Raw genomic sequence first — 26,461 nt, 5'->3', positions numbered from 1 at the left:
TCCTGAGGATTCACTTCTTTGATCCTCCTGATGTTCCATAATCATTAATGGTTAATTTTACATCGTAGTTGATCGGAGTTTCACTAAATGTTTGGTCCCAATCCTTTTTGACCTTATTCCATACTTTGGGGTGCTCAATTCTTAATCGATTTCCGAAGCCAGCAACGTCCACTTGGTATTCTTTTTGCATTTTTTCTATTACATTCCCCACCAAACGTTTCACTTCTTTTTCAGATGATTTTTCTGCTTTTTTTAGAAATTCATTTTTAAAAGAATCCCCTGAAACTACCCAGTTTTCAGACAGTCTACCCACTGATTCAATGTTTACATCAAAAGAGATGCTGTCTCCTTTAACCCGAGGTACGATACTGCTTTTCATGGACTCTATTTCATATACAATCAGCTGACCGGTTTCTTTATCAAAGCTTTTCACTACACCGCCTTTCCCCTTACCTGTTATCCATGTTACCCCCTCCAGTTCTTCCTCATTTAAAAAACCAGTCATTTTATGTGTCTTTCCATTAATCACGGCAGCTCCGGCAAATTTAACTTGCCCATTCCCCGATAATACATTTTGCAACAGAAAGCTAGATCCTGATTTGATCTTGCTTTCTACTTTAATAAGCGACATGGGAGGCAAAATCCTCGTTGTTCGATAGGCATTTTCTACAATGCCAGTCAGACGAAACACTGGAATTTCCCCTGCTGTCTTTGTTTCCAGTGTCTTGCTTGCTCTTCCTTTACTGATGAGCACAAGACAGCTTGGTCTAAAATCATTATCACGAAAATTAAGATCAAGTAATTGTTCCAAACCATACGATTTTGCAAGATGTTCACTGATAACAATCACTTTCATATGGTGAGCGGTAAAAGGTTGTTCGCTTCTCAATGATAATTCACGAGTCATTTGAAGGAGGGAATCTCCCGTTTGAGAAACATTAACATAAGATTTATTTTGTGGCCCGGATTGTTTCATTGTTGAACTTGCTACTTGTGGAGAGATAAGTTGATAGGTTGCAGTAATCAGGTCTTTTTTCAAATATCCCTCCCCTTGTCCATTTAACTTTTTCTCAGTGAAGGACTGCTTGCCTTTATCGAATGCCAAACCTATACCTAAACTTTGCTCTTCAATTTCATGGCTGCTCCAACATCCTGTAAGGGATAAGAACAAAAGAACGGTGAGGGAAATGAAGAGGGGGCGTATATTGCTATGTGATTGTTTCATATTTTCCTCCCTTTATTCTTGAGATGATAAGCAAGAGAAGCGGGAGCAAACCAAATAAAAACATTGCCATATTGCCGACAAAATCTCCTTGCTTAAATAGGTCATTGATATTTTTCGGAATCATGGCAAGGATGAAGAGAATTGGAAGCAAACCAAACATGAATGGGTGAATGCTTTTTTTTGTAATTTGAGCTAGCCCTAAAGCGGCTGCAAAAAATGTGATCGTAAATGTGGCGAATATTTGCATGATCCAGACAACGAGCAATAAAGATTCAAACCGTTCAAAGATCAAACCGGCGATTTCAAAACTTCGGATAAGATCAAGTGTCGGCCATGTCCTCAAGACCACTCCATCAACAGATAATGCCCCGATAACCATGACGACCGTTATCACGTAAAAAATCAATGGAATGGAAACTCCAACAAGCAGGGCTTTTACTGCTTTTTTTGGCGAATTCATAAACGGAATAAGCAGTAGCATGATTTCAGGACCTGAAAAAGCGAGAGCCGTTGTTTTTACTCCTTTTAGTACAGGGATGATTCCTTCTCCTAATACCGGACGCAGATTATCGATCTCAAATATTTTGATGCTCATTAAGGTAACGACCAAAAAAAGGATAACTGTCAAAGGTAATATAATTTCAAAAAGACGGGCGATCGGGTTAATGCCGCCGATGACCAGATAGAGACCGACCCACATGAAAATCATCATAACTGCCCATGTTGGGGTACCCTCCAGAAGTAAATACCTTATTACTTCCGCCATTGCACGGAGCTGAAAACTGGAAGTTGTAAGAAAGTAACATATTACAACTAAACTTATTAACCCGCCCAGCCATTTTCCTACAATTTCATTGATGTATTGATAGAATGTCTTTTCGGGAAACTGTTGGCCTAATTTGACCATGATCAGCCCCGCGGTAATAGTGATTACTCCGCCTAAAATAACGCTTATCCATATATCTGGTGTTTGTACCTTCTCCGTAGATGATCTGGGTAGGGTGAGTAATCCTGTGCCGAGTATGAAGTTGATGACAATGACAGCTGCTTGAGGAGTTGTAATTTTGTCTTTCGGACTGAGAATCATTCTTTAACCACCCTTTCTCCGATAGGTTATCCTTTACGTATGGGGTTTTTTGTATGCAACATCTTTGGACGGCGTTTCATCATCATAAGTGGCATGCGTACCATCAGGTCTTTCCACTCACTTAAGCGATAAGGAACGGCTGGACTCAAATAAGGCACACCAAAGCTTTTTAATTTCACTAAATGGCTGGTCATTAAAAGAAAAAAGAGAATGACCCCGAATAATCCAAATGTAGCAGCACATATCATCGCTGGAAAACGAAGAATCCGTAATGTAATCCCAATACTATAGTGCGGAATGGAAAATGATGAAATGGCGGTTAAGGCTACTACAATGACCAAAACAGGGCTAATAATCCCTGCCTGCACAGCAGCTTCCCCAATGATTAAGCCGCCGACGATACCCATTGCCGGACCGATTGGCTTAGGCAATCGCAGTCCTGCTTCCCTCAAGATTTCGATGGATATTTCCATGAATAATGCTTCGATAAGTGCCGGAAACGGAACCCCCGACCTGGTTCCTATAATGGAGATGGCCAGTTTGGTCGGAATCAACCCTGAATGAAATGAGATGAAAGCTATAAACAAAGACGGTGTAAAAAGAGCCAGAACTGCTGCTAGATAACGAAGTAAACGTATGAATGTGCCAGGAATCCACCTTTCATAATAATCTTCCGGTGACTGCAACATCATGCTTAAGGTAACCGGAGCGATTAAAGCGAATGGCGTCCCGTCTAATAAGATGGCAACTCGACCTTCCATCAAAGCAGCGATCACGCGATCTGGACGCTCTGTATTTTGTACCTGCGGAAAAGGACTAAGGTAATTATCCTCGATAAGTTGCTCTACATAACCCGATTCCGGAACACTATCAATATCAATTTTCTTAATTCGATTTTCTACCTCTTGAACTAATTCGGGATCAACAATATCTTTAATGTAAGCGACAACTAAGTCTTTTTTTGACTGCTTACCTACTTGGAATTGTACTAATGATAAATTTTCAATTTCACCGCTACTCCGTAAAAAAGATGTATTATCAACTAAAGATTCAGTGAAACCGATCCGTGGACCTCTGACTAATGCCTCTGATACCGGCTCTTCAACAGTCCTTGTTTTTAGTTTTGTTGTACCAAGGATTAGGGCATCCATTGATCCATCAATTAAAAGCGCGGTAGAACCCGTTAATACTTTTGATGCTAACTCTTTAATGGAACTAACTTCTTCTACCTCACTAATGGATAGCACTTCATTTTTTATGAATTCTTTTGAGATGCTTCCTTTGATGTAAGGAAGGTCCTGTTTATATTCTGCTGAAAAGTCAACCATCAATGATGTCATAATATGTTTATCAATGATGTCTTTATCTGATAATCCATCCGCAAAAATGATAATTGACCGAATACCGGTACGCCCTATATTAAATTCCCGAAAATGCACATCCCAATTGTGGCCAATTTCTTTCTTGATCATTTCTAGATTTAAATTAAAATTATCTGTAAACTGACCAGTTGTATCTTGGGAGGTAGATGCTTCTTGTTTGTCTTTTTCATTACCTTTTCCTTTATTACCAATCTTTGATAGCCACTCTTTCATCATCATCACTCATCCTTTGAGGTGCGAAGCAAATTAAATAATTTGCTGATTAGATACGGAACAACAAACACAATGAAAGCTTGTATAAAAACCTGCCATTCTGGAAGGTAGGAAACAATCGTTTTCCACATTTTCATCACCCTATACTTATCTCAAATAGCAGCTGAATTCCTTTATTTCTCAAATAGTATTAATATCTTCTACGTTTCTTATGCAATGAAGTTAAAAGCAATTAGCTGTATTTGCACCACTTTATACTTCGCATTAGATAAGTGGGAAAAGTGATTTTGAATATAGTAGAGGAGAAATCGATGTCGGCAACTTTTCCGAATGACCCTTTGATTATAATTAACTTTAATAAACATGATTCGTGAAATTGGTTTTTCCTCTTTGAAATGGGGATGACTTATGTTCAAGATTTGAAATATAATTTTAAAAATATGAATATCAAATTGAAATGATGTTCGAAATAATATATACTGAAAATTGAGAATTATTGGTAAATATTACCCGATTTTAGGAAATGTACACTTTTATAAACTTAAATACGAAAAGAGAACGGAATGAATGAGGATATTATCTTTCGGTAAAGTTGTTCTTTATTTTTCTAAAGTGATTTCAAAGGGGTGGAAAATGATGAATATATGGACAAGCTGCACACTAAGTTCAATTCTGGCACTTTCCTTGCTAGCTCCATCCGCGTCTTTTGCTAATGAAAATCCAAATCAGGAGGCAGCCGTGAGTAAGGAAACTGCCAGCCAGTATCCCATGTTAAAGAAAGCAAAAAAACCAGAAGAAGCGGGCTTTTCGTCTGAAAAGCTGGAAAAGGTGGATCAGCTTATTGAAATGGAAGTGGCAGCCGGTTTCCCTGGTGCAGCCCTGATTGTCATAAAGGACGGAAAGATCGTTAAAGATGAAAGCTACGGGTACAAACAGAAATATATTGAACATACACCTCTTAAAAAGTTCCTGAAAATGGAAAATGACACGTTGTTTGACCTTGCTTCAAACACGAAGATGTATGCAACCAATTTTGCCATTCAGAAATTGGTCAGCGAAGGCAAACTAAATATCCAGGCAAGAGTCCAGCAATACATTCCTGAATTCAAGGACACGGAGGAGGATGTGATCAAAGGAAAGGATAATCTGAGGGTTATTGATGTTCTTCATCACACAGCAGGGTTTAAACCAGATCCGCAATACCATAATCCAAAGGTGTCGAAAGAGCTTTATTCCCAGGAACGGGATAAAACCTTCGAGTTCATTTCCAAAACACCGCTCACATATGTACCTGGAACACAGAATGTATACAGTGATGTCGATTATATGCTGCTTGGCGCCATTGTTGAAGAAATAACGGGTCAGCAGCTAGATACCTATGTTGAAAATGAATTGTACAAGCCGCTTGATTTGAAAAATACAAAGTTCAATCCACTTCAAAAGGGCTTTAAGCCAAAGGATTTTGCTGCAACTGAATTGCTTGGTAACACCCGGGACGGCGTGATAGATTTCCCTAACATTCGCACATACACACTTCAAGGGGAAGTACATGATGAAAAGGCATTTTATTCGATGGGAGGCGTTTCAGGGCATGCAGGTCTTTTCTCCAATACGAAAGATATGGCCGTCCTTCTGCAGGTGATGCTGAATGGCGGGGGATACGGTAAACATATGTTGTTTAATCAAGAAACCATCGATGAATTCGTCGCACCTTCCGAGATGAATCCTACATATGGACTTGGGTGGAGACGAAATGGCGATGCTAGCATGGAGTGGATGTTCAGTCCTTATGCGAGCGACAGTGCGTACGGTCATACTGGATGGACCGGGACAGTCACGATCATTGATCCGGAAATGGATTTAGGGATTGTTTTACTTACAAATAAAAAGCACTCTCCGCTCGTTAACCCTGTAGCCAATTCCAATCAGTTTTTTGGCGACCTCTTCAAAACAGGAAGCTATGGAAGTGTTGTAACTGCGATTTATGAAGCATTGGAAACGAATGAATAAATGTATATCTCCATTAAGTGAAAGGCCACCCATTAATGTCGGGAGGCTTCTTTTTTCGTTATATGGATTTTTTTTAGCCAAGCTTTAATTTATACAGTTTGGGCAAGGATCAGATTTTTATATGCTCCGTCTTGATGGAGCAAATTATCATGGGCACCTTGTTCATGATTTCCCTATTTTGTACAACGATGATGCGGTCGGCGTGTTTAATTGTCGCCAATCTATGTGCAATGACAAGTGTTGTCCGATTTATCGAGAGTCGTTCCAATGCTTTCTGAATTGCTTTTTCGGTCTCGGTGTCTAGAGCTGAAGTTGGCTTCATCAAGGATTAATATCGGGGGATTATTCAGGAATATACGAGCAATCGAGACGCGCTGCTTGTGCCCTCCCGATAATTTTACTCCCCCTAAAAGATTTATTTTAAAAAAATATGTTGACCGAACAGCTTGTATCCGCTTACAATGATATTTAGTTATTAGTGTATTTAGAAAATTGTAAAAGAGGTACCTGCATGACAAAGGAATTCGACAGAAGAATCGGGCGCCATGCAATCATGTACGCGTTTGCGAACGAAGAGGAAGAAGTCATATTGACTAATGATCTAAAGCGGATGGATTGGCTTTATGGAAAAGGTAAAGTCGGTTCAATGGAGCTGCAGAAAATAGTTGCGGCCATTGAGACATCAGCGAAAAGACTTGGATTAGTCAATCCCGATATGTATCGTGAAATGCATGCGCTGTATCATGCGATCATCGAAGCACTCCAAGGAGTGACGCGCGGCCAAGTCGAGCTTGGCGGCCTTTTGAGGACTGCGGGCCTTCGGTTTGCAATCGTCCGGGGCAGGCCGTTTAAAAACGGGGACGAAGGTGAATGGATTGCTGTGGCCGTGTATGGAACGATTGGAGCACCGGTTCGGGGATTTGAACATGAAGCCGTTGGCTTGGGAATTAACCACATTTAAATAATTAAAAGCCTATAGTTATTTAGTGAAATAGGGGGCTGTATTGAAAGACTGGATAAGTCTGTCAATACGGCCTCCTTTTGTTTGTTTAAAAAAAGAATAGGGGTGCAGGAAATGATTATGTTAACGGGTCAAACTTTAACGATTGAAGAAGCGAAAAAAGTATTGTATGAGGAGGCATTCGTCACGGCTTCTGCCGAGAGTGTCAAGAAAGTTGAAAAGAGCCGGGAAGCGGTTGAAAATATCGTGAAACAAAAGAAAGTCATCTATGGCATCACAACAGGTTTTGGAAAATTCAGCGATGTATTGATTGATGCAGAGGACGCAGAGCAGCTGCAGTGGAATTTGATTCATTCCCATGCGTGCGGAGTGGGGGAGCCGTTTCCTGAGGTGGTTTCGAGAGCTATGGTCCTTCTCCGTGCCAATGCGCTATTAAAAGGGTTTTCCGGCGTGCGTCCTGTCGTCATTGAACGTTTGATCGATCTTTTGAATGCTCATATCCATCCGGTCATCCCTCAGCAAGGTTCTCTTGGAGCAAGTGGAGACTTGGCGCCGCTTTCCCATTTGGCGCTAGTATTGATGGGTGAAGGGGAAGTGTTTTATAAAGGAGAGCGAATGGAGGCCATCATTGCTTTATCGAAAGAAGGCATCCTTCCTCTGACACTTAAAGCAAAAGAAGGTCTTGCATTAATTAACGGAACACAGGCGATGACTGGTATGGGCCTTGTAAATTACATTGAAGCCGAACAGCTGGCCCATCAAACTGAAGCGATCGCTTCACTGACGTTAGAAGGTTTACGCGGCATAGAAGATGCCTTTGATCCCGATGTTCATCTAGCACGCGGTTACCGCCAGCAAACTGAGGTCGCGGAACGGATTCGTCGCATGATCAGCGGCAGCCAGCTCATCACCAAGCAAGGAGAACTGCGGGTACAGGATGCTTATTCGCTCCGCTGCATCCCGCAAGTGCATGGGGCATCATGGCAAACACTTGATTATGTAAAAGAAAAACTGGAAATCGAAATGAATGCTGCGACGGATAATCCGCTTATTTTTGACGATGGCGAAAAGGTTATTTCAGGGGGGAACTTCCATGGCCAGCCGATTGCATTTGCGATGGACTTCATGAAAATCGCTGTTGCTGAGCTTGCGAACATTTCAGAGCGCCGCATTGAGCGACTCGTCAATCCTCAGCTGAATGATTTACCGCCATTCTTAAGTCCTTCACCTGGTTTGCAGTCGGGAGCGATGATCATGCAATATTGTGCAGCTTCACTCGTCTCTGAGAATAAAACTCTCGCACATCCTGCAAGTGTTGATTCCATTCCGTCTTCAGCGAACCAGGAAGATCATGTAAGCATGGGAACGATTGGGTCCCGACACGCACACCAAATCATTCAAAACGTTCGCCGCGTTTTGTCGATTGAGCTCATTTGTGCCTTACAAGCGGTGGAATACCGTGGAATAGAAAAGATGGCTCCGTTTACAAAAGAGTTTTATTCGGAAGCAAGAAAGCTCATTCCAAGCATTACACAAGATCGTATCTTTTCAAAAGATATCGAAGCAACGGCAAGCTGGTTACATCAAATCGATTGGAATTCATTTATTCATAGGAGTTTACCTACAACATAATATGAAGTGCGGAATATCCGAATAAACGTTAGGCTTATAGCCCTTTGACTTGGGTTTTAAGCCTAACATCGTTATGTAAATGCAACATAGATCCCAGAAATCCAAAAAGGTCCCAGCATTAGAGAAAATGACCTTGAAATAGTAATAAATGCAGGAAATGACCATTGATGGAATGATCGGCTTTACCTATTCGTGCTAGATTAAATATGCATTTTTGGAGGGGAATCTAATTTGGAAAATCGGCAATTGCAACCACCTGTCATAAATGAAAACCAGCCGTCAAATACTTTACAAAGGAAGCTGAAAGCGCGCCACCTTACGATGATATCGCTGGGCGGTGCAATTGGAACAGGGCTGTTTCTCGGAAGCGGTCCGGCCATTCACTCTGCAGGGCCTGGCGGTGCTTTGGTCGCTTACACCGTAATTGGTATAATGGTTTATTTTATTATGACAAGCCTTGGAGAACTGGCATCATTCATGCCAGTCAGCGGAGCTTTCAGTACCTATGCTTCGCGTTTCATCGACCCGGCATTAGGGTTTGCGCTTGGTTGGAACTATTGGTTCACTTGGGCGATGACTCTTGCCGCAGAACTATCTGCCGCAACGATGGTAATGAAGTTTTGGTTTCCTGACAGCTCGTCTTTTTTATGGAGTTCTTTGTTTCTAGTGTTAATATTCTTATTGAATTACGTATCTGTTAAAGGGTATGGCGAAGGGGAATATTGGTTTTCCCTCATTAAAGTCGCAACCATCATCATTTTTATTGTTGTCGGAATATTGATGATATTCGGAATTATGAACGGAGAAGCGATTGGTTTTAAAAACTTCACAGTTGGTGACGCTCCATTTGCCGGTGGCTTTTTGGCAACATTGGGTATTTTCATTGCTGCTGGATTTTCTTTTCAAGGTACAGAAATAGTCGGTGTTGCAGCCGGTGAAAGTGAAGACCCGGCAAAAAATGTACCTCGTGCAGTTCGCAGTATTTTTTGGAGAATCTTCCTCTTTTACATCCTGGCCATAGTTGTTATTGGATTGATCGTTCCTTATACGAATGGCAATCTGCAGGGACACACGATCATGGTTAGCCCGTTTACGATGGTGTTTGAAAAAGTGGGACTGGCATTTGCTGCTTCCGTGATGAATGCCATCATTTTGACAGCCGTACTATCCGCTGGTAATTCAAGTCTTTACGTGACAAGCCGAATGTTGTACTCAATGGCAAAAGATGGCCTGGCACCGCGTATTTTCGGGAAGCTTAACAAGCGCGGCGTTCCCATTTGGGGACTGGTTGTCACTTCACTTGTAGGGATGTTGGCCTTTTTTGCTTCCATTTTCGGTGATGGAGTTATTTATATTTGGCTTATGAATGCGGTTGGAGTCACTGGATTTATATTTTGGCTGGGTATAGCGGCAAGCCATTACAGGTTTAGAAAGGCTTATATTGCTCAAGGGTATTCACTGGATGACCTTCCCTATAAGTCAAAATGGTTTCCTTTCGGACCGATATTTTCCTTTGCTCTTTGTTTTTTCGTTTTATTGGCGCAAAACTATCAGGCCTTCATTGGCGATGACATTAACTGGGCAAGTGTGATCGCTGCCTATCTTGGCATCCCATTCTTTTTGATAATGTGGCTTGGTTATAAGTTCATTAAGAAAACAAAAGTAGTTCCGCTAGAGGAATGCAAAATCGATTTTGATGAACATAGGAATGCCAATTAGTATGTATTGATAAAATGCATCAGCCTTGAAATGAAATAGTTGTTTCAAGGTTTTTTTCTGTATTTGTGACACATTTCCATGTATGTCTGCATAAAACATAACCTATAAAAAAAGTATGGATTACCCGTTATTTTTACTGGAAATCGCTTTTTCCGTTTTTTGGATCATTATGGAATTAAAAAAAACTGAAAAAAATTTGTGGCGGATGATGGGCGTTTATAATTATAAGAAGCCAAAGTGTTGGTACATCAAGGTTTTTAGAGTCTTTCGGAACCTTTGGAATCGGTGGCGAAAATGGGCTTTTTAGGCAAGAATTCCGCCCCACATCATTTGAACTTATATTCATTCTTTGTTAAGGTAATTAAGTACTTTAGGGATACAGGTTCATTCCGTATGCGGGGAGTGAACAAAACTCTAAAATAAAAAACCATTATATTTCAGTTGATATATGCTGTGCCTGTTAGTTTCCTCAGTTGTATTGCACCTCTTTTCCCTGCAAAGCTCAAATTAGTCACATTGGGAATCCCATAATCATATTTCTATGCGTTTTGGTGTTATACTGCACTGCAAGTATCATTCCACCTGGTTAAGGAAATGAAGTACTTTAGAGGGTAGTCGTAAGTCCATCTGGACAAAACTCTAAGTGGAAATCGTTTATATTACAGTTGGTATATGTTGTGCCTGCTTGTTTCCTCAGTTGTGATTGCACCTCTTTTTCCCTACCTGAAATGCTCAATTTATCACACATAATATAATCCAAGTAAAGAATTACTTCTTGGGAATAATAAATTTAGATTATTTTTCTTTCCACGTTATTCCCTGTGCCACTTCCGCTTTTAAAAAGTAATGGGGTAGAATTTCGGTTATTTCAAGGTACTTGTGCATTAATAATCATCACTCGCATAAAACGGGGGAATTCAGCAAAACTGAATATCATATGGGCAACTATTAGAATGAGGTGACTTGATGAAGCCGTATGTAGAAGTCAGAAATGTCTCGAAAATTTTTGGCAAATCTCCAAAAGCAGCAACAGACTTATTGAAGCAAGGCAAAACGAAAAAAGAAATCTTGAAGAAAACGGGACAAACGGTCGGAGTTAATAATGTTAATTTCGAGATTTATCCCGGCGAGATTTTTGTCATCATGGGCCTATCAGGAAGCGGGAAATCCACTTTGATCCGCATGTTCAATCGTTTGATCGATCCCACTTTGGGTGAAATTTTAATTGATGATGAAGATATCGTGAAGATGAACGCAGCCCGCTTAAGGGAAGTCAGACAAAAGAAAATAAGCATGGTCTTCCAGAACTTTGCTTTATTTCCGCATAAAACGATATTGGAAAACGCTGAATTCGGGCTCGAAATTCAAAAAGTGGATCCGGCAAAACGTCATGAAAATGCGATGAAGGCTCTTGAGGCCGTTGGATTGAAAGGCTACGAAAATCAGCTGCCATCACAGCTTAGCGGCGGTATGCAGCAAAGGGTTGGGTTAGCGCGGGCACTCGCAAGTGATACGGATATCCTATTGATGGATGAAGCCTTCAGCGCCCTTGATCCATTGATTCGTAAGGATATGCAGGATGAACTGATTCAAATCCAAGATCAGTACAAAAAAACGATCATTTTCATTACCCATGATCTTGATGAAGCATTAAGAATCGGGGATAGAATTGCCCTTATGAAAGATGGAAGTGTAATTCAACTGGGAACCCCTGAACAAATCATGATGAATCCGGCCAATGAATTTGTCGAGAGGTTTGTGGAAGATGTTGATCTATCAAAAGTATTGACAGCGTCTCATGTAATGATACGCCCAGAGAAGATCGCGGTGGACAGAGGTCCGAGGGTTGCCTTGGAAATCATGCGCAAACAAGGGTATTCCAGCATTTTTGTTGTGGATAGGAAGCAGAAGTTATTGGGGGCCGTGACTGCTGAACAGGCACGTCAGGCAATGAGCAATAACCAATCGATTTCTGAAGTGATGTCAACCGATATCCCAACTGTAAAAGAGGATGAATTACTTGGAAACCTCATGGATGTGATGGCGACTTCAAGCTTGCCAATCTCAGTCATCGATGATCAGAACAGAATTAAAGGAATTCTTCTTCGCGGAGCCGTTATCGGTGCCTTGGCAGGAAATAAAGATTCCTTGAATGAAATGGAGAGTGAATAATTCAATGAATATGCCGAAAATCCCACTAGGAGAATGGGTCGATTCTTTAGTGGATTGGATAACCATTGTATTTGCTGGATTATTTACATTTATAACGAATGTGATTGAGGGTTTATTGAATATCTTGGTCGATGTAATGAGTGCTGGACCTTCGATCGTTTTAATCATCGTCCTGACCCTTCTGGTTACCTATACAAGCAAATGGACATTGGGAATATTTACACTAATCAGCTTACTATTGATTGATAATCTTGGTTATTGGGAATCAAGCATCCAAACACTGGCGATCGTTATTTTGTCAGGATTCCTCACCATATTGATTGGGATACCGATCGGAATATGGTGTGCCCAAAATAAAACCGTGCGCAATATCGTAACCCCAATCTTGGATTTCATGCAGACGATGCCTGCATTCGTTTATTTGATTCCTTCGATTTTATTCTTTGGAATAGGGGTAGTGCCTGGGATCATCGCGTCATTCATTTTCGCGATCGCACCGACAATCCGAATGACCAATCTTGGGATTCAGGAAGTGCCTAATGATTTGATAGAGGCATCTGATGCTTTTGGTTCAACAAGCAGCCAAAAGTTATTCAAGGTACAAATACCGTTGGCTACTCCAACGATTATGGCAGGAGTTAACCAAAGCATCATGCTGGCATTATCCATGGTTGTTACAGCCTCATTGGTTGGAGCACCCGGACTTGGGGCGGATGTCTACAGGGCTGTCAGCCAAATTAATGTGGGACAAGGATTTGAAGCAGGATTATCCATCGTAATCATTGCAATCATTCTCGATCGTATCACGCAAAACCTACGTAAACCCGCTTACGAACATATCGTTAGCAGGAAAATCATTTTTACGATTTTGGCTTTACTTGTTGTGGGTGCTGCACTGTTCGGTACCTTTACAAAAGAAAAAGCGGTGAACGGGGATCAAAACAGTTTTGCTGCCAAAGCCAATTTTGAAATCATCGGAATTGAACCTGGAGCAGGAATAATGAAGTTGACTAAAACGGCTATAGATGATTACAAGCTGGATGATTGGAACGTGGTTGAAGGGTCATCGGCAGCGATGGTTGCAGAATTGAAAAAAGCAATGGATAAAAAAGAACCGATCGTCGTTACTGGATGGTCACCGCATTGGATGTTCTCGACATATGACTTGAAATATCTCGAGGATCCGAATGAATCCTTCGGCAAGGCTGAAAACATCAATTCCATTGCCAGAAAAGGACTTGAACAGGATGCGCCCGGTGCCTATAAAATCCTTGATCAATTCTACTGGGAAACAGGAGATATGGAAGAGGTAATGGTCAAGGTTGCTGATGGGATGTCCCCTTCAGAAGCAGCAGAAAAATGGATCAAGGAAAATCAGGACAAAGTGTCCAAATGGACCCAAGGTGCACAATCAGGAAATGGTGAAAAGATCAAACTGGTTTATGTTGCCTGGGATACTGAAATTGCCAGTACAAATGTGATTAGCAAGGTACTGGAGCAGAATGGCTATGATGTAACATTAAGTCAGGTGGAAGTCGGGCCAATGTTTGCTGGCGTAGCAAACGGAAGTGCGGACGCAATGGTGGCTGCATGGCTACCGGGAACACATCTTGAATACTATAATAAGTATAAAGATGAAATGGTTGACCTTGGGCCAAACTTAGAAGGAACAAAGCTTGGTCTGGTCGTTCCGGATTACGTCGATATTGATTCGATTGAAGACTTGAAATAAGAAAAACGCGGGAATTTCAGAAATGAAATTCCCGCGTTTTTTAGTTTAAATGGGCCGCTGGGGATCAATGGATGGAAACGAATTTATTCCTCAATTCATCTTCCGTTACTTCGATCTTGCTTTTCAAATCTTCAGCCAGCAATACATAACTTTTCACGCCAATGAACTCTGAATGTGATATTAAAAAGAATTTTGTTCCTTTTTTATATGCAGAAGGATCATCTTCAATCAACTTAAACATTTTCATCCTTTTTCCACCTTGGATATCATAAATTCGTAACGCATGTATTCATAACTGCCTTTGGAGTAGATGTAATAGCACGAACAAGTTGAAAAGGAATTACTCACAACTAAGATACAACTTCTTCTTTTCACTTTTTATATCATTGATATTTATGGGCGGTCAACTATTTTTACTGGTAAATACAAGAACGAGCTGGCATTGTCATTTGTTTGCGAATTATGATTATTCCCAACTTTCTGTGGAACTGACTATCGTTGAATGTTAAAATTCAGTTGGAAAACAGTGTTTCTTTATACATAAGAAAGAGAAAAGAGAGGCAATGAATTTGTTAAAACGCTCTCAAAAAGTGTTTTGGAAGGTGTGGAAATATTGAAACCAATCATTTTTGATGTAGATACTGGGATCGATGATGCCATGGCGATGGCATATGCTTTAAATTCCCCGGAATTGGAAGTGCTCGGATTTACCACTTGCTTTGGTAACGTGCCAGTTGTTGACTCGACCCGCAATACGCTTGCCGTTTTGGAGAAATTAAATAGGCGCATTCCGGTTTTTGAAGGTGCTGACCAAACTTTGGTGCGCGGAAGGAAGAAGAGATATCCCAAGCATGTTCATGGGGAAGACGGGTTAGGAAATACCCTTCGGTTTGAACCAACCATCAAAGCATCACAAGGAAATGCAGCAGATTTCATTATCGATCAAATGCAAAGCCGACCGCATGAAATTACGATTATTGCAGTTGGACCACTGACTAACATCGCATTGGCGATTAAAAAAGCCCCTATGAGCATGTCTTTAGTAAAAGAGGTCGTTATTATGGGCGGTGCCGTAAACGTACCAGGAAATGTAACCCCTTATGCTGAAGCGAACATAATTTCAGATCCTGAAGCAGCTGAACAGGTATTTGCTTCAGGCCTGCCAATCAGCCTAGTGGGGCTTGATGTGACACTGCAAACATATCTTCTGAAATCGAAGCTTGATGATTGGCGTGCCACTGGTAAGGATAGCGCCGAATTTTTAGCGGAAATGACCGATTATTATATGAAAGCATATGAAAACTCCCATCCAGGTTTGGGCGGTTGCGCACTTCATGATCCGCTTGCTGTCGGGGTTGCGATTGATTCAAATTTTGTGAGTACGGAATGGATGAACGTCAAGGTGGTGACCGAGGGTGAAGAAACAGGCAGGACAATCGGTCAAAAGGGTGGCGAACCTAGAATCCGCGTCTGTACGAATGTTGAAAGTGACCGGTTTGTGAAACATTTTTTGGAACGGGTTATATGACTAAGCAACGTAATATTAAGTATAAAGGCTATCTCTTTTCCCAAAAACTTTGGGAAGAGATGGCCTGTTTCTGTTGAATAAATATATGACGTCTTTCTGTTGCAGCTAAGTAGTAGGAGGCCGAAATTGCGTATGATTGGAGATAGGTCGAATTATGATGGTGGCAGGTCGAAATAATTGGAGATAGGTCGAATTATGATGGTGGCAGGTCGAAATAATTGGAGATAGGTCGAATTATGATAGTGGTAGGTCGAAAAAAGCTGGTGGCAGGCCGAAAAAAGCGGAGTCAGGTCAAAATATCGTTGTAAAAAATGTCCTGCGTTCATTGTGATGGCCTTTTTTATGGTTGGGGTAAGAAGATCAGTATGAAAACGATTGTTTTTCAAAATTTAATCAAACGTTTGATTAAAAAGAAAGTCTAAAGTCACTATTATTATGATGAAAACCATAATATTGGATTGTGGTTCGGAAATATTGGGTATAAGGAACTTTTTTTGCCATAAAAAAGTAAAATGTTAAAAATTAATTAAAAAAAGGGTTTGAAAAAATGAAAAAACAGGTACTTAGACTTTCGTAATGCCATATTTAGGTTTTTTTGCATAATCATAATTTACCATTTTTCGACTTTCCGCTTATTTATATGGCAGAAAATGTATGGTTCTATTAAAATGTACTATATAAGATAAAAGGAGGAGTTTTTTTCTATGTCACAAATTCGCGTAACACCTTCGGAACTGAAAGATGTAGCAAGACAATATGATAATGAGAGCCAACAAGTAACGGATATGATTGGTCGTTTAGATAGAATGAGAGATCATTTAACTGGTATTTGGGAAGGTTCTTCCAGTGAGGCTTTCGTAGGTCAGTACGAAGAATTAAAGCCTTCATTCATGGATATGGCTCGCTTGTTGAATGAAGTTTCTCAACAATTGAATAAATCAGCTCAAATCCTTGAAGACACAGATAATCAGATTGCTAGTCAAATTCGCGGATAATCATTAGGTCTATGAGATAAAGATATTTCTAGGAAAAAGCGCCGCGACTCTTTATGAAGATCGTGGTGCTTTTTTGTTTTAAAAGAGGTGGTTTCCATATATATTCAACTTACGATCGATTTAAACAGGTATACAGGGGAAGTATTTGATTTGCAAGTGTCGAATTACCGCTCCATCAAGAAGGTAGTGGAAATTATATGGCAGGTAAAGGATATTGCCAGTGCACCTAAAGAAGGCTATTGGGTGCGGGTCCAGAATAAAGAGTTCGTATGTTCAGGTTATGAAACCCTGCTTGATAGCGGAATTACGACGGGGGACCGCCTTGAGATCCTCTAATGGATTGGTATGCGGACTCTTTATAGGAAAAAAGTCTAAAGCCCTTTAGCAGGGGTAAAGGAGTTACATAAAATGGATGAGAAAAAATCCTCATATCTGGAGAAAAAAACAGAAGCTGCAATGATGAGGGATGATAATGGGCATTTGTTCGTTTTCCAACGGGCAAAATTATCGATGCAAGACCCACTGGAATTACAGCTTATTCATGAAGCGGATGATGCTCTCCAGAAACATATAGAAGTGACAGAGGACGAGGTGCAGATCAGAGTAAATCCACCAGCCTCTTTTTTTGTTTTTTCCACAGCTAAAGATAAAAATCCGTTAAGTAGATGGTTATCGTCTTATCAAATCTTGAAGAAAATCAGGAATCATGAATTGAGTCGCCTGCAACTAGTCATCTGTCCGGAAAATATCGTTTTTGATTCAAGCTTGGCCCCATATTTCCTGCATTATGGCGTAAAAGACAGTTTGCCTCCTTATGAGCATGATCAAGATGAGCTATTTAAAGAAACGAAGGCAACGATTTCGGCACTTGTGGATGGGCAGTATACATTCGAAGAGTATCTGCTTTACCATAAAACACTAAAACTATCGAACGAATCACAAAGTATATTGGCATCGGGGACTTGGGATGAACTTTCCACGGTCATTCAAAATCGGATAGAAGCTTTAGAGAAGGAAGAAAAAGCATTTGTGCATATCCCTGAAAAGAAATGGAAAACGGGCCGTTATACACTTTGGGGTACGGTGATCGTTCTAGTGCCACTGCTGTTGTTTACGATTTACACACTATTCTTCTCCCAACCTAGGCAGGAGGCATATGTAGAAAGCGGCGAAAGCTTTTTAAAACAAAAATACAGTGAAGTGATTGACCGGTTGGAGAACTACGATCCGAAAAATATGCCGTATGTCGTTCAATATGAACTGGCGAAGTCCTATGTCACTTATGAACCGTTAGATGATGTCAGGAAGAAGAATGTAGAAAATGCAATCACTTTGCAGACTGATAGCCAGTATCTCTTATATTGGATTTATATAGGCAGGGGCATGAACGAGGACGCGATCGATTTGGCGAGAATCATGGAGGATCGCGAATTGATTATGTATGGGCTGGTAAACCAGAAAGAACAAATTAAGTTGGACGATAACCTTTCTGGGGAAGAAAAGGAAACGCAAATTAAAGAAATCGATACTGAGTTGTCCCAATATGAAAAGGAAATAAAGGAATTGCAAAAGCAATTGGAGGAACAGCAAGATCAGAACCAGACTTCAACAGAGACGAATATAGAGGATAAAGGCGCAGCGGTAGCAAAACCTGCAGTAAAAGAAGAAGAAGCGGAAAACGAATCTACTTCTGGGGGGGAAGAGGACAGTAAGGATTCCTCCAATAAATCATCTGAAGAAAAAGAGAAAAGCAAAGAGTGAGCAATTGGCCTTTTGCGGAGGTGAGATTTAATGAGTTTATTATGGGTTTATTCTAGGGGGACCTACCAATCCTATACGATCAAGGATAATCATAACCCAATTACGATTGGGCCATCAAAACAGGATACGATCACCGTTTATTCCATTCCCTTTGAACATGCTCCTATCAAGCTGAATAAACATGAAGGACTTGATGGATATGAGGTGTTTAGAGAGGATAAGAAGCTTGGCGATGTAAAGCCATTCCAAAGCTTCACCTTTCATGAAGGAGAAGAAACGGTCGAGATTTTTTATACGGCAGGGGAATTGGAAGAAAGCCTCTATTATATAGGCAACTTGAAAGAAATCACTTTATCGGCCAAGGTGGGAGCGACTATCCGTAAAGAAGGACCCGTTTCCGGCGATGGGTTTTCCTTTGTGCTTCATAAAGGGCAGTGGCTTCTCATGCCAAAGGAAAATAGCAGGATATACCTGAATGGTGAAAGGGTAACGAAGGCTGTTCCCGTTCAAAATGGTGATCTGATTTGCTGGCCGAATATGTTGTTGAGGTTGATTGAAGGCGACTTATTGATGATTCATAGTGACGAGAGCTATGAAACATCTTTATCTAAAATGAAGAAGCCAATCTCTGAAATGAAAAAAAACTATCCACAATATCGCCGGACACCAAGGATGATCTACGAATTGCCGGACGAAAAAGTGACGATATCCTTTCCGAGCCAAGAATCGGAAGATAATAATAGAGGGTTATGGCTAATCCTCATGCCGCCTTTAATGATGCTAATCGTCATGGGGGTCATCACGGTCATTCAGCCTCGGGGCATTTTCATCATCATATCGATTGTGATGTTCACAACGACTTTAGTTACCTCGACGGTACAATACTTTAAAGACAAAAAGAAGCAAAAATTCAGAGAAGAAAAACGTCAACGTGTATATACAAGGTATCTAGAGCAGAAGAGGGAAGAACTGCAAGAGCTGTCTGAAAAACAAAAGAATGTGCTGTTCTATCATTACCCTTCCTTTGAAAGGATGAAGCTGCTGACTGACAGTATTAGCGACCGTATATGGGAGCGAACTTTGGAAAGTGAAGATGCTCTGCACTTTAAGATCGGAACGGCGACCATACCATCAAGTTATCAGGTGTCGGTGAATAGTAGCGATATGTCCAATCGGGATATAGATGATTTACTTGAGCAGTCGCAGGAACTTGTGGATGTATACAAAAACCTGGATGATCTTCCGTTATCGATCGATTTATCAAGCGGATCGATGGGCCTGGTCGGAAAGGAATCGATTGTTAAGCGGGAGCTGCAACAACTGATTGGGCAACTGGCCTTTTTTCATAGTTATCATGATGTTCGATTTGTGGCCATTTTCCCGGAAAAGGATTACCAGGAATGGGAATGGATGAAATGGCTCCCTCATTTTCAATTGCCGCATGCTTATGCAAAAGGCTTTATATATAATGAGCAATCACGTGACCAGCTGCTGACCTCGATTTATCAGCTATTGAGGGAAAGAGATTTGGATGAGAACAAAGGGAAAATGAGATTCACTCCCCACTTTGTCTTTATTGTCACGGATCGTAATTTAATTGCGGAGCATGTCATATTGGAATATTTAGAAGGTAAAACAGACGATTTAGGTATCACGACGATTTTTGCGGCGGATGCAAAAGAGAGTTTGACGGAAAATGTCCATACACTTGTGAAGTATATCAATGATTTTGAGGGTGAGATTCTCATTCGGCAAACGAAGGCCGTTCATACTCCTTTTACACTTGATGTACATTCAAAAGAAGGGAATGAGCGGTTTGCACGTACCCTGCGTTCACTAGATCATCAAAAAGGCATGAACAATTCCATACCAGAAACGGTATCATTTCTGGAATTATTGAAAGCTCGTGAAGTGGAAGATCTGCCTATCAGCCAAAACTGGCGGACCAATCAGTCTTCCAAATCCTTGGCAGTTCCCATTGGCTTGAAAGGGAAAACGGATAGGGTTGAATTGAACTTGCATGAAAAGGCGCATGGCCCCCATGGTTTGGTTGCTGGAACGACAGGATCGGGGAAAAGTGAATTACTGCAAACCTACATCCTATCATTAGCCGTTCATTATCATCCACATGAAGTTGCCTTTTTGCTCATTGATTATAAAGGTGGGGGAATGGCACAGCCATTCAGGCAGATTCCGCATCTGCTGGGAGTCATTACGAATATTGAGGGTAGCAAGAACTTCAGTGCCAGGGCACTAGCCTCCATCAATAGCGAATTGAAGAAGCGCCAGCGCATGTTTGATCGATACGAAGTCAATCATATCAACGATTACACGGATTTATACAAAGAAGGCAAAGCGGATGAACCGTTACCGCATTTATTTTTGATATCAGATGAGTTTGCGGAACTTAAAAACGAAGAACCTGATTTCATCCGCGAATTAGTGAGTACGGCACGAATTGGACGGAGCTTGGGAGTTCATTTAATTCTTGCTACACAAAAGCCGGGCGGTGTTATTGATAACCAGATTTGGAGCAATGCCCGTTTTAAAATTTCCTTGAAAGTGCAGGATGCCAATGATAGTAAGGAAATTCTTAAAAATAGCGATGCGGCAAATATTACTGTCACCGGACGGGGATATTTGCAGGTAGGAAATAACGAGGTATATGAATTGTTCCAGTCTGCGTGGAGCGGGGCACCATATTTAGAGGATACGGTTGGGTCTGAGGATGAAGTGGCACTTGTCACAGACCTTGGTCTTGTTCAAATCTCAAATGTATCGGAACAGATCACCAATAAGAGGAAAGAAAAGATTAGTGAAATTGAAGCTGTGGCGGATCGAATTGTGGCGACACAGGAAGAAATGAAGATTAAGAAGTTGGCAAGCCCCTGGCTGCCGCCTCTTTCAGATCGTTTATCGAGAAACACTGAAAGAAGCCTGACGAGGAATCAATTCCACCTTGGAATGAAAGATGAGCCAGAATTGCAGAGCCAGACGAATTATGTCTATAACTGGATTGAAGATGGGAATGTTGGGGTTTTTGGTTCTTCCGGGTACGGCAAGTCAACCACCGTTTTGACACTTCTCTTTAGTTTTGCAGATCAATTCAGTCCTGAAGAACTGCATTATTATATTTTCGATTTCGGGAATAGCGCTTTACTGCCAATGCGCCAGCTGCCTCATACTGGGGAATACTTTAGGTTCGATGAGCTAAGGAAAATCGAAAAATTCATGTTATTCATGAAGGCGGAAATGGAAAGGCGTAAGCAGCTTTTTTCAGAAAAGGAGCTTAGTAACATAAAGCTTTATAATGCATTAGTGGAAGATAAATTGCCGATTATTTATATCGTGGTCGACAATTTTGACTTAGTGAAGGATGAGATGCAGGACCAGGAAGCGCAATTCGTTCAGTTTGCACGTGATGGACAATCACTTGGAATATTCATGATTTTAACGGCAACGAGAATCAATGCGATTCGCCAGCCGTTAATGAACAGTCTTAAGACGAAGGTCGTCCATTACTTAATGGACAGTTCGGAGCAATATTCGGTTTTGGGAAGAACCCCTTATGAAAATGAACCTGTTCCGGGGAGGGCGTTAGTGAAGAAGGACCAAACCTATCTTACGCAGGTTTATCTCCCAGCCGATGGAGCGGATGATATAGCCGTTTTGGAAGAAATGAAACAGGCCGTGGCAGAACATAAGGTTAAATATAAGGAAACAGCCAAACCGCCGGCGATTCGGATGTTACCGGCACGTCTTGATTCCAGCAGCTTCAAGAGTTACTGCTCACAAGCCATTAAGAAGGATTCCATTCCAATCGGGCTTTCAGAGGAAAGCGTTACACCTGTTTTCGTGGAGTTGAATTCCAATCCATTCCTGCTTGTCGTAGGACAGTCACGTAAAGGGAAAACGAATGTCCTTAAAGTGCTACTGGAATCGTTGCTTACACAAACAATTGGGGAAATTGGTTTATTTGACGGAGTTGATCGCGGCCTATCTTCTTATGCCTTAGAGGAGAAGGTGCGCTATGTGGAAACAAAAGATCAGATAACCGAATGGCTCGATCATATTACTGGAATATTTGAAGAACGTGAACGAAGTTATCTGGCGGCATTGGAAATGAAACCGATGAAGCAACTGGAATTCCCAACGATCATGTTTGTCATAGATAGCATTTCAAGGATCCAACAAACGATCGACGGCAGGATTCAGGATAGGATCAGCGGTTTGATGAAACAGTACAGCCATCTCGGGTTTAGTCTGATTGTCGCTGGAAATGCCAACGACTTCACCAAGGGATATGATTCGTTGACAACCGAACTGAAACAAGTCAGGCAGGCTGTTTTGCTTCTTAAAAAATCGGACCAAAGCTTGTATACCCTCTCCTATTCAAGAAAAGAAGAAGAAATACAGCCGGGTTACGGATACTTTGTGCTGAATGGCCAGGAGAGTAAAATCCAAATTCCACTAAGTGAAGAAAGAAGGAGAGTGCAAGAAAGTGTCTGAAAAAATAAAACCGATGCTGTTAATCGGTAAAATACTGGTGATCATTGCGCTGCCAATCTTGTTTTTTTCTTATATTGGCCAAAATCCAATGAAAAAGACAGAAACGGCTTCTCGTGAAATCGCCATTGTAAATGAAGATAATGGCACTGAATTTAACAATAACCCCATTTATATGGGCTCAGAGCTTGTTACTACACTGGACAAGGATTCTGAATATGAGTGGTTTGTGGTTAATAGAAGTACGGCGGAAAGTGGACTTGCAAATGAAAGGTATGATGCAGTCATATATTTTCCATCCGATTTTTCAGAGAATATTTATACATTCGATGATGAACAGCCTGTCAAGGCGGGGATAAAGTATAAGGTACAACCTAGTTTGAATGCAGAGAACATGGAAAAGGTACAAAAGGAATTAGAGAAGACAAAGAGCAAAATGAATAAGCATATTTCAACACAGTATTGGAGCTATGTTTCCCAATCAGTCGAGGACATCCGTAAGAAGTTCGATAATGTCCTTGCCAAAGAAATCGCTTTTCAAAACACGATGTACGAGTTTTATACTCCAAGCTCGGAAAGCCTTGCCGGCGAAATCAAGCAGCATAAGGACATGCTTGAAGGAGTCTTTGCCGAGACGAAGGATGCTGGCAAAACAAGTAATGAAACAATGGATGAAATAGGAAACACGAAGACTCAAATGGCTTCATTTGTGAAAGATGTTGTTTCTTTTGAGGAATATCAAAAAGCTCAAAGTATCCTTTTTGAGAAGGCTTCGGCCCAAAATCAGCAGCTTGTCAACGAGAGTGTACAATCATATGACAAGGTGCTGAATGAGGGGAACCAATCTTTACCTGAGATTCAGCAAGGGATGAATACGAAATACAGCCTTAATGATCAAGGCATTAGTGAGAATGTTGGAATCATGCAGCAGAAACTCGATTCCAGCAGTAATGAATTGGAGCAATTTTCAACAAGCATAAAAGATAAACAAGTAGAACAAATTACGAAGATCACCCAAGATCAACAAAGCTCGATTGAACAATTGAAACAATCGGAAGAGGCCGGTCTTGATAACCTTCAGTCTACCTTGCTTGTGCAAAGAGGAAATCTTGCAAGCAGCTCTGGTGATGGGGAGGTTATTGGTGAAGGAACGACGCCTATAGAAGATATTGAAACGGAAACGGGAAAAGGTGAATCGGTTGCTGCACCTGAAAAGAAGGATCCGATTGATGAACTGTCGCTGCAGTTACTGCTGGATCAAATCAATGGGATTAACACGGCACTTGAAAGCTTGGTGCCGGCAGAAGGAAGTGAAGGAGCTGCTGAACAAATCAACATTCTTACAGCAGAACTTCAAGCGGAAATCAATAATCTCAGCGGAACGGTAAACGGCAGAACGGGAAATTATAATCAAGTGATAACGGAGTTTAATACACTGGTGGATTCATATAATGATCTGCTGGCGCAGTTTACGCAATTACAAGCTGATTATAATGAACTTGGCACGAATTATAAGGATTTAGGTGACCAATGGAAAAAGTCACAGGAAGATATTCAAAAATTACAGGACATCCAGAGTATGACAATCGACGAGGCCATCGCAGAAATCAAGACTCTCGAACAGGCACTTCTTGAAAAAGTGGGGGGAGAAAGGCGAGCGGTGCTGGTGAGGGCCTTTGAGAATCCTATCACGAACCGGGATTCAACTAGCCTCCTTGCCTATTACGGTTCACTCTCATCTTATGGTGAATTGGCTGAAAGAGTCACCGAAGCAAATGTAGATAAGATATTTGCAGCCAATATAAAAGAATTGGAAAACTTGAAAAATGGGGTTTCCGGAAACGTAGATGAAGAAGCGAAACTCGTTAAAGCCAGTTTAGCAGGAGTCAATGAGAACTTTGGGATGTTCTCAGATTCCATTATGGGTTATATGAAAGAATATGATGCTAACGTTGAAACGGGTCAGAAAGCTACTTTAGCTGAATTAGCGGCAATTACCGGCAAGGCTCAAGAAGTATCTGCCAATTTGTCAGATCATATGGAAGTTCCTGAAATGGAGGCCGAACCGCCAGTTAACCTTGATGGAGAAATGTTTGTAACACTTCAAGACAATACGGCAACAACTGTCGGCTTCATTTCCGAGCTTGTCAATTCTGTAGCGGAACGGCAGGACACAGTCACTAAGGATACGGCAGACCTGCAGGCGAAAGTGGGGTCAGTACAGGAAAGGGCCGATCAGCTTAATGATAATTGGTCCCAAAATGTAGACTCAACCGTAAAAATCAAGACGGACGTTTATAGTGTCTTGAATAACACTCTAGTCGATGATCAGGAGAACGGGTATGTGTACGAATATTTAGCAAATCCCGTACAAATCAGCGGGGAAGTCCTTCATCAGGAAAAGGTTAATATCCCGCCGATTGTCATGTTGGTGATCATACTCATTTCAGGATTATTGATCGGTTTCTTCCTGCATCACTATGAAACCATTCCAATGATGGTCCATGCGGCCTTGTTTGCCTTATTGAATCTGATCGTAGGTTTAATCATCAGCATGTATGGTTTGAAAATCTATCCACTGGGAGATATGCAGGAGATTAAATGGACCGTTTTCACCGTCCTGCTTTTATTCTTCTGTTCAGCGTTTACCCGGCTCGCCTTCTCGATTGGGCCGTTTGTCGGTGCGATCCTGGTTATTGGTTTGATCAGTTTCTTTACCATTCCATTATTGGATTTAATCATGCCTAATTTCAATGTAGACCAACCGGTTGCAGACGTATACATGTCCATTCAATTCGGTAATCAGTCGGAATTCATTCCGGCTAGTATCATCTTGATTGTGCTGACGCTTATTGCAACGGTCATTCCATATATAGTGAAGCGTCTTACAGAAAGAAGAGCAATGGCCCATGAAGTGGAATAAATACGTAATGCCTATCTTGCTCATCTTGTTTTTTAGCCATGCACCTCATGTCGGGGCGGAAGGTGAACCCATGGTGGAGCCTAATGAATATCAAGAAAAGGATATTGATATTCAAACGGAGTATTTCCATGAAGAAGGATTGTTGGAACAGAAGCGCGAACTGCCTGAAGAACAAAAGGACCTCACCTTTGAAAGAGGGAAATATGATGTCATTGACTCGGTGAAGGACTCATTGTTTCTGTCTCCGGTAACGGAGAATCAAAATAATACCATCGCTTCAAAAGCAGAACAGCTTGGATTATTCTCTGAAGTCGGCATTCGAACGAGAAACGAAGAAGAAACAGAGCCTACCCTTAATTTTGACCTGACGATATTGCTCGGCATCGTATTGGCACTTTTGGTCGTTTGTTTGTTTTTTATCCTTATCCCGAAAATGGGGAAGCTGAATGGAGAGGTTAAACGAAAATGAAAACAGCCCGATTCCTGGCATAAGTCAGGAATCGGGCTGTTTTTGCTACATATCGATAACGGTTTTAAAAAGCCCTAAAAGAAGGGCGACTGCGAAGATCAAGATGAAGAATTTTTTATACATGGTCAATACCTCTTATATCTTAT

Annotated in this window: 17 protein-coding genes and 1 pseudogene; 13 read left to right on the top strand and 5 right to left on the bottom strand. The window is 41.2% G+C overall.

The window, feature by feature from the left end; translation table 11 throughout:
- Positions 1 to 10 precede the first annotated feature (10 nt).
- From J7E52_RS11850 to J7E52_RS11840, 3 genes are read right to left on the bottom strand one after another with little or no spacing between them, the layout of a single operon-like run.
- Complete coding sequence (locus J7E52_RS11850; RefSeq protein WP_214746442.1) at positions 11 to 1,225, bottom strand: Ger(x)C family spore germination protein; 1,215 nt, start codon at positions 1,223 to 1,225, stop codon at positions 11 to 13.
- A complete protein-coding gene (locus J7E52_RS11845) occupies positions 1,209 to 2,312 on the bottom strand; it encodes a spore germination protein (RefSeq protein WP_214746439.1) in 1,104 nt (367 codons plus the stop codon). The genes J7E52_RS11850 and J7E52_RS11845 overlap by 17 nt, the downstream gene beginning before the upstream one ends.
- A 26-nt stretch (positions 2,313 to 2,338) precedes the next feature.
- Positions 2,339 to 3,913, bottom strand: coding sequence for a spore germination protein (locus tag J7E52_RS11840; RefSeq protein WP_214746435.1), 1,575 nt, complete (start codon positions 3,911 to 3,913; stop codon positions 2,339 to 2,341).
- Between the two features lie 630 nt (positions 3,914 to 4,543).
- Between J7E52_RS11840 and pbp4b the strand changes: the two genes are divergently transcribed.
- Positions 4,544 to 5,917 carry a penicillin binding protein PBP4B gene (gene pbp4b, locus J7E52_RS11835; RefSeq protein WP_214746467.1) on the top strand — a complete coding sequence of 458 codons (1,374 nt, stop codon included), beginning with the start codon at positions 4,544 to 4,546 and terminating at the stop codon, positions 5,915 to 5,917.
- A gap of 89 nt (positions 5,918 to 6,006) precedes the next feature.
- Here the strand turns inward: pbp4b and J7E52_RS11830 are convergent.
- Positions 6,007 to 6,321, bottom strand: a pseudogene (locus J7E52_RS11830) (ATP-binding cassette domain-containing protein); the annotation flags it as partial.
- Positions 6,322 to 6,428: 107 nt separating this feature from the next.
- On the opposite strand from J7E52_RS11830, the gene hutP reads away from it, so the two are divergent.
- From hutP to J7E52_RS11805, 5 genes are all read left to right on the top strand, one after another.
- A complete protein-coding gene (gene hutP, locus J7E52_RS11825) occupies positions 6,429 to 6,878 on the top strand; it encodes a histidine utilization transcription antiterminator HutP (RefSeq protein WP_095392619.1) in 450 nt (149 codons plus the stop codon).
- Between the two features lie 114 nt (positions 6,879 to 6,992).
- Entirely contained in the window at positions 6,993 to 8,510 is a 1,518-nt protein-coding gene (hutH, locus tag J7E52_RS11820) for a histidine ammonia-lyase (RefSeq protein ID WP_214746432.1), read from the top strand.
- Between the two features lie 321 nt (positions 8,511 to 8,831).
- The gene (locus J7E52_RS11815) at positions 8,832 to 10,229 is read left to right on the top strand and encodes an amino acid permease (RefSeq protein WP_214746464.1); all 1,398 of its coding nucleotides are present in this window, start codon (positions 8,832 to 8,834) and stop codon (positions 10,227 to 10,229) included.
- A gap of 966 nt (positions 10,230 to 11,195) precedes the next feature.
- Positions 11,196 to 12,401, top strand: a complete 1,206-nt coding sequence (locus J7E52_RS11810; RefSeq protein WP_214746429.1) for a quaternary amine ABC transporter ATP-binding protein — start codon at positions 11,196 to 11,198, stop codon at positions 12,399 to 12,401.
- A gap of 4 nt (positions 12,402 to 12,405) precedes the next feature.
- On the top strand, positions 12,406 to 14,133 hold the full coding sequence (locus J7E52_RS11805) for a glycine betaine ABC transporter substrate-binding protein (RefSeq protein WP_214746426.1): 1,728 nt from the start codon (positions 12,406 to 12,408) through the stop codon (positions 14,131 to 14,133).
- Positions 14,134 to 14,197: 64 nt separating this feature from the next.
- Here the strand turns inward: J7E52_RS11805 and J7E52_RS11800 are convergent, their stop codons facing one another.
- The gene (locus tag J7E52_RS11800; protein WP_214746423.1) at positions 14,198 to 14,380 is read right to left on the bottom strand and encodes a hypothetical protein; all 183 of its coding nucleotides are present in this window, start codon (positions 14,378 to 14,380) and stop codon (positions 14,198 to 14,200) included.
- Positions 14,381 to 14,746: 366 nt separating this feature from the next.
- On the opposite strand from J7E52_RS11800, the gene J7E52_RS11795 reads away from it, so the two are divergent.
- The 7 genes from J7E52_RS11795 to essA all read left to right on the top strand — a co-directional run bounded on the left by J7E52_RS11795 (position 14,747) and on the right by essA (position 26,315).
- Complete coding sequence (locus tag J7E52_RS11795; protein WP_214746414.1) at positions 14,747 to 15,661, top strand: nucleoside hydrolase; 915 nt, start codon at positions 14,747 to 14,749, stop codon at positions 15,659 to 15,661.
- Between the two features lie 704 nt (positions 15,662 to 16,365).
- Positions 16,366 to 16,656, top strand: a complete 291-nt coding sequence (locus J7E52_RS11790) for a WXG100 family type VII secretion target (protein ID WP_034306171.1) — start codon at positions 16,366 to 16,368, stop codon at positions 16,654 to 16,656.
- 96 nt (positions 16,657 to 16,752) lie between these two features.
- Entirely contained in the window at positions 16,753 to 16,992 is a 240-nt protein-coding gene (gene yukD / locus J7E52_RS11785; protein ID WP_053537134.1) for an ESX secretion system protein YukD, read from the top strand.
- Positions 16,993 to 17,064: 72 nt separating this feature from the next.
- Positions 17,065 to 18,417 (top strand): type VII secretion protein EssB, encoded by a 1,353-nt coding sequence (gene essB, locus J7E52_RS11780; protein ID WP_214746411.1) that lies wholly within the window; start codon positions 17,065 to 17,067, stop codon positions 18,415 to 18,417.
- A gap of 30 nt (positions 18,418 to 18,447) precedes the next feature.
- Positions 18,448 to 22,926: a type VII secretion protein EssC gene (essC, locus tag J7E52_RS11775; RefSeq protein WP_214746408.1), complete on the top strand. Its 4,479-nt coding sequence runs from the start codon at positions 18,448 to 18,450 to the stop codon at positions 22,924 to 22,926.
- Complete coding sequence (gene esaA / locus J7E52_RS11770; RefSeq protein WP_214746405.1) at positions 22,919 to 25,846, top strand: type VII secretion protein EsaA; 2,928 nt, start codon at positions 22,919 to 22,921, stop codon at positions 25,844 to 25,846. The genes essC and esaA overlap by 8 nt, the downstream gene beginning before the upstream one ends.
- The gene (essA, locus tag J7E52_RS11765; protein ID WP_214746401.1) at positions 25,833 to 26,315 is read left to right on the top strand and encodes a type VII secretion protein EssA; all 483 of its coding nucleotides are present in this window, start codon (positions 25,833 to 25,835) and stop codon (positions 26,313 to 26,315) included. The genes esaA and essA overlap by 14 nt, the downstream gene beginning before the upstream one ends.
- Positions 26,316 to 26,461: the final 146 nt, after the last annotated feature.

The sequence above is a fragment of the Bacillus sp. ISL-34 genome, from assembly GCF_018613325.1.
GTDB lineage: Bacteria > Bacillota > Bacilli > Bacillales > DSM-1321 > Peribacillus.
Note: the sequence above shows the minus strand (reverse complement) of the source record. Positions and strands in the feature narration are given on the sequence as shown.

Coding starts and splice junctions, on each gene's coding strand:
- J7E52_RS11850 (WP_214746442.1), bottom strand. CDS start 1,225: ATGAAACAATCACATAGCAATATACGCCCCCTCTTCATTTCCCTCACC.
- J7E52_RS11845 (WP_214746439.1), bottom strand. CDS start 2,312: ATGATTCTCAGTCCGAAAGACAAAATTACAACTCCTCAAGCAGCTGTC.
- J7E52_RS11840 (WP_214746435.1), bottom strand. CDS start 3,913: ATGATGATGAAAGAGTGGCTATCAAAGATTGGTAATAAAGGAAAAGGT.
- pbp4b (WP_214746467.1), top strand. CDS start 4,544: ATGAATATATGGACAAGCTGCACACTAAGTTCAATTCTGGCACTTTCC.
- hutP (WP_095392619.1), top strand. CDS start 6,429: ATGACAAAGGAATTCGACAGAAGAATCGGGCGCCATGCAATCATGTAC.
- hutH (WP_214746432.1), top strand. CDS start 6,993: ATGATTATGTTAACGGGTCAAACTTTAACGATTGAAGAAGCGAAAAAA.
- J7E52_RS11815 (WP_214746464.1), top strand. CDS start 8,832: ATGATATCGCTGGGCGGTGCAATTGGAACAGGGCTGTTTCTCGGAAGC.
- J7E52_RS11810 (WP_214746429.1), top strand. CDS start 11,196: ATGAAGCCGTATGTAGAAGTCAGAAATGTCTCGAAAATTTTTGGCAAA.
- J7E52_RS11805 (WP_214746426.1), top strand. CDS start 12,406: ATGAATATGCCGAAAATCCCACTAGGAGAATGGGTCGATTCTTTAGTG.
- J7E52_RS11800 (WP_214746423.1), bottom strand. CDS start 14,380: ATGAAAATGTTTAAGTTGATTGAAGATGATCCTTCTGCATATAAAAAA.
- J7E52_RS11790 (WP_034306171.1), top strand. CDS start 16,366: ATGTCACAAATTCGCGTAACACCTTCGGAACTGAAAGATGTAGCAAGA.
- essB (WP_214746411.1), top strand. CDS start 17,065: ATGGATGAGAAAAAATCCTCATATCTGGAGAAAAAAACAGAAGCTGCA.
- essC (WP_214746408.1), top strand. CDS start 18,448: ATGAGTTTATTATGGGTTTATTCTAGGGGGACCTACCAATCCTATACG.
- essA (WP_214746401.1), top strand. CDS start 25,833: ATGAAGTGGAATAAATACGTAATGCCTATCTTGCTCATCTTGTTTTTT.